The sequence below is a fragment of the Sinomicrobium soli genome (genome assembly GCF_003285545.1).
In the GTDB taxonomy this organism is placed as follows: domain Bacteria; phylum Bacteroidota; class Bacteroidia; order Flavobacteriales; family Flavobacteriaceae; genus Sinomicrobium.
The window spans coordinates 11,569-23,870 of the sequence record NZ_QLNV01000001.1 but is presented as its reverse complement, the minus strand read 5'-3'; the positions used below and the strand labels follow the sequence as shown (position 1 = coordinate 23,870).

Here is a 12,302-nt window from a genome sequence, read left to right as displayed (position 1 = left end):
CGCCTCCGTGCGGGGATTTCGGTTATCAGGTTAATGGGTTATTCAGTTATTTAGTTGTTGCCTGAATAACTTAATACCCCGATAACTCATTAACTCAACTCCGGATAAAATCACTAAAAAGGATAACAGCTTGATCTCCAAGGACACGATAGATAAGGTTTTTGAGGCATCCCGGGTAGAGGAGGTGATCGGCGATTTTGTACAGCTGAAGAAGTCCGGCTCCAATTTTAAGGGACTGAGCCCGTTTACCGATGAACGTACGCCGAGTTTTATGGTATCTCCGGTAAAGCAGATATGGAAGGATTTCTCTTCGGGGAAGGGAGGTAATGTAGTGGCTTTTTTAATGGAACACGAGCATTTTACCTATCCCGAAGCCATAAAGTACCTGGCCCGGAAATACAATATTGAAGTCGAGGAGACCGAGCAGACCGACGAGCAGAAGCAGCAGGCCGATGAGCGGGAAAGCATGTACCTGGTGAGTGAGTTTGCCCGTGACTATTTTGAGGATGTACTGTGGAATACCGAACCCGGAAAGGCCATCGGGCTTACCTATTTTAAGGAACGCGGATTTACGGACGAGACCATACGCAAGTTCGGCCTGGGGTATTCCCCTGATGAATGGGAGGCCTTTACCAAAGAAGCGCTTTCCAAGGGGTATCAGCTGGAATTCCTGGAAAAGACCGGGTTGACCATTGTAAAGGAAGATGGCAGGGGAGGAGGAAGCAGGCAGTTCGACCGTTTCAAGGGCAGGGTGATGTTTCCCATACAGTCTATGAGCGGACGGGTACTGGGATTCGGGGGCAGGATACTGAAAAGTGATAAAAAGGCGGCAAAATACCTGAATTCCCCGGAAACGGAGATCTATCACAAGAGCAAGGTGCTGTATGGCATTTATCATGCGAGACAGGCTATAGCCCGGGAAGACAACTGTTTCCTGGTAGAGGGCTATACCGACGTGATCCAGTTTCACCAGCGGGGGATAGAAAATGTAGTGGCTTCCAGCGGAACGGCCCTTACCCCGGAGCAGATCAGGCTTATCCACCGGCTTACCAATAATATTACGGTGCTGTTCGACGGCGATGCTGCCGGTTTAAGGGCATCTTTGCGCGGGGTAGACCTGATCCTGGAGCAGGGGATGAATGTAAAGGTATGTGCCTTGCCCGACGGGGAAGACCCGGATAGTTTTGCACGGGAAAACACTTTGGAGGATATTGTCCTGTTCCTGCAGGAGAAAGCCACCGACTTTATCCGTTTTAAGGCTTCCGTACTGATGGAGGAGGCCAAGGACGACCCCATACGAAAGGCAGAGACCATACGGGATATTGTAAACAGCATAGGTAAAATACCCGACAGGATACAGCGCGAGGTCTATGTACAGGAATGCTCCCGTATTATGGATATTTCGGAAGAGGTCCTTTTCAACACCCTGGCGCAGATAGGGAGGAAGGAAGTCGCCGAGGCCGGCAGAAGGCAGCGCCAGCAGCGGAAGGAAACCGGTATGGAGGTGGTCCGGGAACGGGAAGAACCCGCGGTGCAGAAAGTGGACAAGCAATATGTGCTGGAGCGGAAGATCATCGAGTTGTTACTGGTTTACGGAAAGAAAACCGAAGAATTTGAGGACTATGTGCTGAAACAGGACGATGAGGGGGAATTGCAGCTGGAAAAAATGGTACATGGATGCAGGGTTTTTGAAAAAGTTTTTCTCGATCTGCAGGAAGACGAGGTAGAATTGAGCAATGAGGTGTTCAGGAAAGTGTTTCCCCGGCTTATAGAGAACCTGAACGGGGGCGAAGATTTTTCGGTAGACCGTTTTGTACAGGAACTCGAACCGGATGAGGCCAGGGAGGTGACCTCCATACTGATGGATGAAGAAAAATATATCCTGCACCGCTGGGAGGACCAGGATATCCTGGTCAAGGACAAGTCACAGACCGTGGCGCAGCTGGTCAGCGAAACCGTCCTCAACCTGCGTTGTTACCTTATCGAAAAAAGAGTGGGGGAGCTACAGCAGCAAACACTGGAAAAAAAAGATGGTAATCCGGATATCCTCGAGGAGATCATGAATTACCATCAATTAAAACGTCTGCTTGCCCGGAAACTCAACCGGGTGCTCTAAACTTTCAACAGGGTTAGTACAGCTCCAGTGCCTTGGCCTGTTGCAGCATATCTACCATATTGTCTACATTGAGTTTGCGCATCAGGCGGGCTTTATAGGTACTTACCGTTTTTTCGTTGAGCCCGAGTTCTTCGGCTACATATTTGTTACGCTTTCCTTCCGCCAGGAGCTTCAGTACCTCTACTTCCCTTGTGGAGAGTTTTCTGAAGAATTTTCTCGGTTTGTTGGTACTTTCGTCAAAAGCCAGCCGCTGTGCCAGCTCATTGGTGATGAAAAGTCCGCCATTGGCAATCTTGGTAATGGCTTCAGATAACAGTGCAGTGTCCGCATCTTTCGAAAGGTAGCCCGAAGCACCGGCCCGTAAGGTGCTCAGTGCATAAACATCTTCAGATTCTGAACTGAAGATAAGAACCCTGGTTTGGGAGTGCTCTTTTTTTAACTGCCGTAGCGCAGTAATCCCGTTAACTTCAGGAATATTCATTTCCAAAAGGATGATATCTGGTTTTAACTGGGGTAAAAGGTCAAAAAGTTCGGAAGTGGTCCGTACTTTACCTACCACTTCGATATCCTTATTGCTGCCCAGGGCAGCAATAATACCATCTTGTACTACCGGATGGTTGTCGGCAATCAATACTTTAATCATAATGATTTGTTTTTATTTAGGATCAGTTAGGTGCTTTTATAAAATAAACCAAACAGGTAAGTAGGGAAGTTAGTTTATATTGAAGATTTGGGGTTGATGGGGATAAATGTAGTTAAAAAAAGTATCTCATGCAAGATCGGGGGGAAATATTTCATTAAAAATGTAGTTAAAATCTTATGACTAAAGGTTAAGATTCTGTTAATGAAAAACAAATATCCTTACACTGCATATAGTCGGTTTAAAATGACGTTTCACCGGATTTTCGGAAATGGGCGTAACTCCGGTCTATTTAAGGGTTAACGGGATTTCGCATACCGGTATGGGGACCATTTTGTGCTTGTTGGCCCTGTTGAGTTTCAGGAATATTTCCAGGACCGTTTTTTGCCTGCCTTCGAAATCCCCGGGCTTTTTACCCTTTTCGTCCATAAGCATGGCCCATTCCAGTTCCGGGTAGGAGGCCCCTATCTGGTCTTCATCCGTGCGGTTGTCTCCCCACAGTCCGTCTGTAGGCGGGGCTTCCTGTATTTCCCGGATAACGCCCAGGTGGGCGGCAATTTCGTATACTTCGGTTTTCAGGAGGTCGGCAATCGGGCTCAGGTCTACCCCCCCGTCTCCGTACTTGGTGTAGAAGCCTACCCCGAAATCTTCTACCTTGTTGCCCGTACCTGCTACCAGGTAGCCGTTCAGCGCTGCAAAATAATAGAGGGTGGTCATTCGCAGCCTTGCCCTGGTATTCGCCAGCGACATAAAACGGTCTTCCTCCCTGTTTACGGAAGGCAGGCTGCCGATCAGGCTGTCGAATACCGGGGTCAGGTTTACCGATTGTTCCGACACATTTCCGTGATGGTCTTTCAGCCATTCGATATGCCTGATAGCCCTGCTGATCTGGCTTTCTGCCTGGTGGATAGGCATTTCAAGGCATAACAGGGGGAGGCCGGTACGGGCACAGAGGGCAGAAGTCACTGCCGAGTCTATACCGCCGGACACTCCGACCACAAATCCCTTTGTTCCGGATTTCTGTGTATAGTCCTTAAGCCATTGTACGATATGTTCTATTACTTTTTCGGTTTGCATGTGCTTGTAATTTATCTGTGTTAACTTTGCACGGGCCGGCATTTCGCCCCGTGCCGATAAAATTATTAAAAAGATCTGTCGTTTATACATATAATTTCCATACGTATGCGAAAAGTAGTGCTGTTTGTGGTATTTGTGGCTTTTGCCGCATCCTGTAAAAGGAATAACGCCCTGGAAGAAAAAATAAGCAATATCCATGTTGAAGTCCGCCTGGACAGGTTCGACAGGGATTTTTCCGAAGCGGAACCGGACGATCTGCCACAATTGAAAACCGCTTATCCTTTTCTTTTTCCCGAACAATATACGGATAGTGTCTGGATTGCGAAAATGAATGATACCTTGCAGGCCGGACTGTCTGAAGAAGCAGGGCGTATATTTCCCGACCTGTCTGCAGAACGGGAGCAATTGCGAGGGTTGTTTCAGCATATCAAATATTATTTTCCCCGCTTTGAGCCGCCGAGAGTGGTAACACTTACTTCCGATGTAGATTACCGGAACCGCGTGATCTGGGCAGATAGCCTGTTGCTGGTATCACTGGATTGCTACCTGGGCCCTGACCACCGTTTTTACAGGGGGATACCGGTCTATCTGAGTAAAAAATTCCGGAAGGAACATATGGTGCCGGAAGCAGCCATGTCATACGCCCGGCAGCAGGTGCCGCCGGAAAGGGGGCGAAGCTTTATGGAAGCCATGATCTACGAAGGCAGGCTCCTGTACCTGTGCGATCTTTTTCTTCCGGAGGTGCCCGATGCGCAAAAGATGGGGTATACCAAAGAGGAAATGGAGTGGGCGAAGGCCAATGAGCAGGAGATATGGCGTTATTTCGTAGAGCGCGACCTGTTGTTCTCTACCGATTCCAGGCTAAGGGACCGTTTTATTGTTCCGGCTCCCTTCTCCAAGTTTTACCTGGAACTCGACAATGAATCGCCGGGGGAACTCGGGCGTTTCGCAGGATGGCAGATCGTAAGGGCGTATATGAAAAACAATAATGTATCTTTGCAGCAAATGCTAAAGGTCCCGGCGGAACAACTCTTCCGGGAATCCCGGTATAAGCCCGGGAAGAAATAACCCGGGAAATCCGGGATCACAGGAAATATAAGCGAGTCAGGAGATTATTAAAAGGAAAAAATATAATGGCTAAAACACATACTTCGGATATAAAACTTACCGTAGAACTGGATGAGAACCGGGTGCCGGAAAAATTGAGGTGGACTGCCGAAGACGGGGGGGTACAGGAGGAAGAGGCCAAGGCCATGCTACTCTCGGTATGGGACAGCGAGCAACAGGAAACCCTCCGTATCGACCTTTGGACCAAGGATATGCCAGTCGATGAAATGAAGGTGTTTTTTCATCAGACCCTTGTGGCTATGGCCGATACTTTTCACAAGGCGACACAGGATGAAAAAATGACAGCTACCATGCGGGATTTTTGTGAGTATTTTGCGGAAAAACTGGAACTTAAAAAGTAGCCGCAATCAAATCAATTTAAACAAGCTCTTACAGCTTACAGTCCTCAGGGAAGAATACTATTTCAGCTGTTGGTTGATGTGTTCGATATATCCCAGCAATTCGTCTTTTCCCGTACCGTTCTGGGCAGAAGTAACGATATGGGGAGGAGCCTCTTCCCAGGCATCTTCGGTCAGTTTTTGCAGGTATTCTCCTGTTTTCCTGCTGACGGCAGCGGGTTTGAGCTTGTCTGCCTTGGTAAAGACAATGGTAAACGGGATACTGTTCGTGCCGAGCCAGTACATGAATTCCAGGTCTGTTTTCTGGGGTTCCAGCCGTAGGTCGATAAGTACAAAAGCACAGACCAGTTGCTTGCGTTTTTCAAAATAATCGGTAATCAGCTTCTGGAATCCCTTTCGCTGCTTTTTGGATACGCGGGCGTAACCATAGCCCGGAAGGTCTACCAGGAACCAGCGGTTATCCATACGGAAATGATTGATCAGCTGTGTTTTTCCCGGTGTTCCGGAAGTTTTGGCAAGCCCTTTCCTGTTGGTGATCATGTTGATCAGGGAAGATTTACCTACGTTAGACCGGCCGATAAAGGCGTATTCCGGGATCGGGTCTTTCGGACATTTGCCGACATCCGTATTGCTGATTACAAATTCTGCCGAATGGATTTGCATGGGCCCTGACTTAAATATTTCTTTTGTTCAGCCACTCTTCCAGCAGCCGGTTGAATTCCGCGGGATGTTCCATCATGGGGGCATGGCCGCATTTGTCTATCCAGTAAAGGTCGGAATCAGGTAACAGGGTGTGGAATTCTTCGGCTACGTTCGGGGGGGTTACCGTATCGTTTTTCCCCCATATGATACAGGTAGGCACATGCATGCCGGGCAGGTCCTTCGCCATATTGTGCCTGATGGCGCTTTTGGCAATAGCCAGTGTTTTTATAAGCTTCGAACGGTCGTTGACCGTGGCGTAGACTTCATCCACAATTTCCTTGGTAGCCACTTTCGGATCGTAAAATACGTCTTCACTCTTCTTTTTGATAAACTCGTAATTTCCCCTTTTCGGATATCCGTCCCCCATCGCACTCTCGTATAACCCTGAGCTTCCGGTTATTACAAGTGCCCTGACGTGTTCGGGAAACATTTTTGCGTGCAGCAGCCCGATATGGCCCCCGAGAGAATTTCCCAGCAGGATCACCTTGTCGAGTTCCTTGTACCGGATAAACTGGTCCAGGTATTTGGCAAAGCTCTTTACGTTGGTACGCAATAAAGGTTTTTTGTATATCGGTAATTCGGGAGCTATGATCCTGTATCCTTTTGTGGAGAAGTACCTGGAAACATCGTTGAAGTTGCTCAGCCCCCCCATAAGTCCGTGGAGAATAATGACGGGAGTCCCTTCTCCTACTTCCAGATAAGAATATTTTCCTTCTTTCTTTATGTTCTGTACCATTAATAGGTTAGTTGATATTCTAAGTTAGCAAATTTACATAAAAATGTTTCACTGCAAATCCCGGGGCATGTCTATGCACTTATTTTTTTGCCGGATAGCAGGTATATGAGGAATGAAACGAATTTTTTTTCAGGGATTTCAGTCTGGTATTTAAGAAATGAATACCGTTTTAATGTAGGATATATAGGATGGTCTGAAATGGTATGCGTACTATATCGGGGCATTTCCCCGCCGGTTCCCCGAGGGAATTTTATAGTGTAAATGGCAAAACTTATCAACAAAGTGGTAGAAAGTGGTAAAAAGTGGTAAATAATTCCATATATTTGAAAATGTAAACCCGGAGCGCTTAAGGCTTGATAATGAATAGTTTCATAGGTACATATGAGTGCAAGGCAGATGCCAAGGGCAGGGTAATGCTCCCTGTGGCCCTGAAAAATCAGCTTTCACCCCTGTTGCAGCAAGGCTTTGTCTTAAAGCGTGCCGTGTTCCAGTCCTGCCTGGAGCTGTACCCTATGGAAGAGTGGAACGTGCTGATGGCAAAGATGAACAAGCTGAACCGGTTTAAGAAAAAAAACAATGATTTTATCCGCAGGTTTACTGCCGGTGTACGAATGGTGGAGGTAGATACTACCGGGCGTTTGCTTATTCCGAAAGACCTGGTGGCTTTTGCCGGGATCGGTAAGGAAGTAGTGTTGTCGTCGGCCATTAACATTATTGAGATCTGGGATAAGGATAAGTATGAACAGGCTATAGACGATGCGGCACTGGATTTTGCCGAACTGGCCGAAGAAGTAATGGGAGACGATGATGAAGACGGAATATCATAAACCGGTTTTGCTGAAGGCATCTGTAGACGGGCTCCGGATCAGGGAAGACGGGGTGTATGTGGATGTGACCTTCGGTGGCGGCGGACATTCCCGTGAAATACTGAGCCGGTTGGGAGCCGGGGGCAGGCTTTATGCCTTTGACCAGGATGAAGATGCGCTTGCAAACAGGATCGATGACGACCGTTTTGTGCTTATTCATGAGAATTTCAGGCATGTACGGCGTTTTCTCCGGTTGCACGGCGTCCGGGAAGTGGACGGTGTTTTGGGTGATTTCGGAGTGTCTTCCCATCAGTTCGACGTGGCGGAAAGGGGGTTTTCCACCCGCTTCGAAGCTGCCCTTGATATGCGGATGAGCCGGCGGAGTGAACTTTCGGCCTATGAAGTGGTCAATGAATACAGCGAGGAGGCCTTGCGCCGGGTGTTGGCATTGTACGGGGAACTGAAAAATGCCCGGGCCATGGCCAGGACCATAGCAGAGGCGAGAAAAACCGCTCCCCTGGAAACCACCGAAGCCCTGAAAAGGGCATTGCGTCGTTTTCTGCCCGCGCATAGGGAGAACAAGGTGCTGGCCCAGGTATACCAGGCCTTTCGCATAGAAGTGAACAGTGAGATAGAGGCGTTGAAGGAATTCCTGCTGCAGATGCCCGGGGTAATCAGGAAAGGCGGGCGGCTCAGCCTGATAAGCTATCACTCGCTGGAAGACAGGCTGGTGAAGCGGTTTATCCGGAGCGGGATGTTCGAAGGTGAACCGGAAAAGGATTTTTACGGGAATGTGGATGTACCCTTTAAGAAATCCGGGGGGCTGATCGTGCCCGATGCCGCGGAGATTGAAGCAAACAGCAGGGCCAGGAGTGCCAGGCTGAGGGTTGCGGAACGTATTTGAAAAAAGTAGAACACCATATACAGAAGGTTATGAAGAGCAGGTTGATCGATATACTGAAAGGAAAGTTCCTGGTCAGTGAGGATGCAGTTAAAAACTGGCGGTTTATCCTTTTTGCCTCGGCATTGGCAGTGTTGATGATAGCCAGTTCTCACAGTGTGGACAAGAAGGTGCACCAGATTGCCCGGCTCAACGACGAAGTCAAGGAGCTGAAAAGTGAATATGTGGATACCAGGGCAACCATGCAGCAGATGAAACTGGAGTCGGCCATTATGGCCCGGCTGAAAGACCGGGGGGTAAAACAGTCTGAGACACCTCCGAGGAAAATCGTGATTGCAGGACGCAATTAGGGTAGGAAAGAAACAAAATTATCGCAAAAGTTTGAACGGTGTTATGCCAGTAACAGAGAAGAAAATATTGAACAGACTGTATTTCCTCGCCGGGTGTATGTTCCTGTTTGCATTAGGGGTTGCGGTAAAACTGGTGTATATCCAGGTAGACGGAGAAGAATACCGCCAGATGGCAGAGGAACGTACGATCCGGAATTTTACCATCCCTGCCAACAGGGGGAACCTGTATTCTGACGACGGGAGCCTGCTGGCGACCTCGGTGACCAAATACGACATCCGTTTCGACGCCCTGACCGTGTCTGCCCAGAATTTTGAAAAATACCTGAAGCCACTGTCGGACGAGCTCTCGGCAATGCTGGGGAAGCCTTCGTCCTATTACCAGAAAACCTTCCGCAAGGCAAGGGCCAATAAAAACAGGTACCTGCTCGTGACCAAAGACCTGGGCTATGCCGAATATATAAGGATCAAGAACTTTCCGCTTTTTGAACTCGGGCCCTATAAGGGAGGGATTATCGTAGAGCAGCATGTGGAACGCGAGCACCCCCTCGGGAAGATCGCCGAGCGCAGTATAGGGTATGAACGCCTGGATGGCAGTGGCCATGAACTGCGCGTAGGGCTCGAAGGGGCTTACGGGGAATACCTGGAGGGACAGGAAGGCAGGAGGCTGAAGCAGCGTATTGCCAAGGGGCAGTGGAAGCCCATCAGCGATAATAATGAAGTAGAGCCCAGGGATGGGTATGATGTGATCTCTACCATAGATATCAATATCCAGGATATCGCACACCACGCCCTGCTGGCCCAGCTGGAGAAATACAAGGCGGAGCACGGTACGGCTGTAGTGATGGAGACCAGGACGGGAGAGGTCAAGGCTATTTCCAACCTGGGGCGTACCTCCGACGGCAAGTATTACGAAAAACTGAATTATGCCATAGGAGAGTCGCACGAACCGGGGTCTACCTTCAAACTGATGGCCCTGGCCGTAGCCCTGGAAGACAAGGTGGTGGATACCAGTGATATTGTAGATACCGAGAAAGGGGTTATTACCTATTACCGCAGAAGGGTAAGGGATACCAAACACGGAGGGTACGGGAAAATAAGTGTGGGGCGTGCTTTTGAGGTGTCGTCTAATGTAGGGGTGGTCAAGACGATCCACGAACACTACAGCGAACATCCCGACAGGTTTGTGGACAGACTTTATGAGATGGGGCTCGACAAACCGCTGGGACTCTCTATCAAGGGAGAGGGGAAGCCCTATATACCTGACCCCCGCAATAAAAAACAATGGAGCGGAATTGCCCTGGAGTGGATGGCTTTCGGATACGGCGTGTCCATGACCCCGCTGCAAACGCTTACATTCTACAATGCCATAGCCAATAACGGCGAAATGGTAAAACCCAGGCTCATCAAGGAAGTGAAGGAGTGGAACAAGACCATCATGAAGTTTGACAAGGAAGTGATAAACCCCCGGGTGTGCTCGCCGGAAACTGTGAGCAAGTTACAGGGAATGTTAAAGAATGTGGTGCTGAAAGGTACCGGCAAGCGGTTGTATTCCCCCAATTTTTCCATGGCGGGAAAAACGGGGACGGCCCAGAAAAACTACGGGACGAAAAACAGGGAACGGTTGCAGTATATCTCGACGTTTGCAGGATATTTCCCGGCAGATGACCCCGAGTATTCCTGTATTGTGGTGATTCACGAACCCGACAGGAGCGTGGGGTATTACGGGGCAGATGTATCCGGGCCGGTCTTTAAGAGTATCGCACAGAAAATTTATACCAGTTCCCCGGTAGAAGATGTAGTGAAAGAGCTGGAGCAGACCCGGCCGGAGACCGAAGAGGACTACCAGTCCTATTACGCAAAAGCGCAGAAACACAGTGATGTGATGCCCGATGTAAAGGGAATGAGTGCCATGGATGCCATCCCGTTACTGGAAAACCTGGGGCTTAAAGTGAAGGCGGTAGGGAACGGAAAGGTGAGAAAACAGTCCCTCACCGTCGGAAATAAGATAAAACGTAACGAAACCGTAGTACTGGAACTTTCATAGATGAATATACTGAAAGACATATTGTATAAAGTGCAGATAGCCGCCGTGGCAGGAGATACTTCCGTGGCTGTCAATGCCCTGTGTTTCGATTCCAGGAAAGTAAGCCTGAACGATGTCTTTATCGCCATAAGGGGTGCGGAGGCCGACGGACATGCATTTATCGATGCCGCCCTCAGGCAGGGAGCCGTAGCCGTAGTCTGCGAAGAGATGCCTGGCAGCATGGTGAACGGGGTGACCTATGTGCAGGCGGAAGACACCCATGCCGCCCTGGCCGTCATGGCTTCCAATTACTACGGGAACCCTTCCGGGAATATAAAAATGGTAGGCGTTACCGGTACCAACGGTAAAACGACCATTGCTACCCTGCTGTACCAGCTGTTCCGCAAGGCGGGATATAAGACAGGCTTGCTGTCTACCGTCAGGATCATGGTGGATAATAAGGAATACGCCGCTACCCATACCACGCCGGACCCCCTGACCATCAACCGTTACCTCGACCTGATGACGCAGGAGGGGGTGGAGTTCTGCTTTATGGAGGTCAGTTCGCACGGGATAGCGCAGAAAAGGACAGAAGGGCTCCGGTTTGCCGGGGGGATATTTACCAATCTCACCCACGATCACCTGGACTATCACCACACCTTTGCGGAATACAGGGATGTAAAGAAACGCTTTTTTGACCTGTTGCCCAAAGAAGCCTTTGCCCTGACCAATGCGGATGACAGGAACGGTGCCGTGATGGTCCAGAATACGGCAGCGAGGAAATATACCTATGCCTTAAAGTCGTATGCCGATTTCAGGGCACGGATACTGGAGAACCAATTCGGGGGGCTGCTGCTCAAGATCGGGGAGAATGAGGTCTGGGTAAAGCTCATAGGCCAGTTCAATGCCTATAATATACTGGCCATATACGCCACGGCAGAGTTGCTGGGGCTGGAGACGATGGAAATACTCCGGCTGGTCAGTGAGCTGGAGAGTGTACAGGGGCGGTTCCAGTACTTTGTGTCGGAAGGAGGGGTTACCGCCATTGTCGATTATTCGCATACTCCCGACTCGCTTAAGAACGTATTACAGACCATCAACAGCATACGCACCGGTAACGAACAACTGATCACCGTAGTGGGCTGCGGGGGTGACCGCGACAAGGCCAAAAGGCCTGTCATGGGTGAAATTGCGGCGGAACTGAGCAACAAGGTGATCTTTACTTCCGACAACCCGAGAACGGAAGACCCGGAGGAGATCATCAGGGAGATGGAGCAGGGAGTAGCCCCCCAGTATTACAACAAGACGCTGTCTGTTACAGACCGGAAGCAGGCCATTAAGGCAGCATGCCAGATGGCCGGACAAAACGATATAATCCTCATTGCGGGAAAGGGGCATGAGACCTACCAGGAGATCAACGGGGAACGAAAGGATTTTGACGATTTTAAAATTGCAGGAGAGCTGATAAAGGCACTCGATAAGTAG

General features: G+C 49.4%; 12 protein-coding genes. 8 read left to right on the top strand and 4 right to left on the bottom strand.

Annotation, left to right across the window (positions count from 1 at the left end; genetic code table 11):
- Positions 1-130 precede the first annotated feature (130 nt).
- Positions 131-2,116 (top strand): DNA primase, encoded by a 1,986-nt coding sequence (dnaG, locus tag DN748_RS00115; RefSeq protein ID WP_112369734.1) that lies wholly within the window; start codon positions 131-133, stop codon positions 2,114-2,116.
- A gap of 13 nt (positions 2,117-2,129) precedes the next feature.
- Here the strand turns inward: dnaG and DN748_RS00110 are convergent, their stop codons facing one another.
- Positions 2,130-2,759: a response regulator transcription factor gene (locus DN748_RS00110; protein ID WP_112369733.1), complete on the bottom strand. Its 630-nt coding sequence runs from the start codon at positions 2,757-2,759 to the stop codon at positions 2,130-2,132.
- 285 nt (positions 2,760-3,044) lie between these two features.
- Positions 3,045-3,833 carry an NAD(+) synthase gene (nadE, locus tag DN748_RS00105; protein ID WP_112370073.1) on the bottom strand — a complete coding sequence of 263 codons (789 nt, stop codon included), beginning with the start codon at positions 3,831-3,833 and terminating at the stop codon, positions 3,045-3,047.
- A gap of 105 nt (positions 3,834-3,938) precedes the next feature.
- Between nadE and gldB the strand changes: the two genes are divergently transcribed.
- Both gldB and gldC read left to right on the top strand, forming a co-directional pair.
- Complete coding sequence (gene gldB / locus DN748_RS00100) at positions 3,939-4,901, top strand: gliding motility lipoprotein GldB (RefSeq protein ID WP_112369732.1); 963 nt, start codon at positions 3,939-3,941, stop codon at positions 4,899-4,901.
- A 65-nt stretch (positions 4,902-4,966) separates the two neighbouring features.
- The gene (gldC, locus tag DN748_RS00095; protein WP_112369731.1) at positions 4,967-5,302 is read left to right on the top strand and encodes a gliding motility protein GldC; all 336 of its coding nucleotides are present in this window, start codon (positions 4,967-4,969) and stop codon (positions 5,300-5,302) included.
- Positions 5,303-5,359: 57 nt separating this feature from the next.
- On the opposite strand, the gene yihA is transcribed toward gldC, so the two are convergent.
- Positions 5,360-5,962, bottom strand: coding sequence for a ribosome biogenesis GTP-binding protein YihA/YsxC (gene yihA / locus DN748_RS00090; protein WP_112369730.1), 603 nt, complete (start codon positions 5,960-5,962; stop codon positions 5,360-5,362).
- A gap of 10 nt (positions 5,963-5,972) precedes the next feature.
- Entirely contained in the window at positions 5,973-6,737 is a 765-nt protein-coding gene (locus DN748_RS00085) for an alpha/beta fold hydrolase (RefSeq protein WP_112369729.1), read from the bottom strand.
- Between the two features lie 359 nt (positions 6,738-7,096).
- Here DN748_RS00085 and mraZ point away from each other — a divergent pair, with 359 nt between their 5' ends.
- From mraZ to DN748_RS00060, 5 genes are read left to right on the top strand one after another with little or no spacing between them, the layout of a single operon-like run.
- Positions 7,097-7,564 (top strand): division/cell wall cluster transcriptional repressor MraZ, encoded by a 468-nt coding sequence (mraZ, locus tag DN748_RS00080; protein ID WP_112369728.1) that lies wholly within the window; start codon positions 7,097-7,099, stop codon positions 7,562-7,564.
- On the top strand, positions 7,545-8,447 hold the full coding sequence (rsmH, locus tag DN748_RS00075; protein WP_112369727.1) for a 16S rRNA (cytosine(1402)-N(4))-methyltransferase RsmH: 903 nt from the start codon (positions 7,545-7,547) through the stop codon (positions 8,445-8,447). The genes mraZ and rsmH overlap by 20 nt, the downstream gene beginning before the upstream one ends.
- Positions 8,448-8,476: 29 nt before the next feature.
- On the top strand, positions 8,477-8,794 hold the full coding sequence (locus tag DN748_RS00070; RefSeq protein ID WP_112369726.1) for an FtsL-like putative cell division protein: 318 nt from the start codon (positions 8,477-8,479) through the stop codon (positions 8,792-8,794).
- A gap of 43 nt (positions 8,795-8,837) precedes the next feature.
- The gene (locus DN748_RS00065; protein ID WP_112369725.1) at positions 8,838-10,838 is read left to right on the top strand and encodes a penicillin-binding protein; all 2,001 of its coding nucleotides are present in this window, start codon (positions 8,838-8,840) and stop codon (positions 10,836-10,838) included.
- Positions 10,839-12,302 (top strand): UDP-N-acetylmuramoyl-L-alanyl-D-glutamate--2,6-diaminopimelate ligase, encoded by a 1,464-nt coding sequence (locus DN748_RS00060; RefSeq protein ID WP_112369724.1) that lies wholly within the window; start codon positions 10,839-10,841, stop codon positions 12,300-12,302.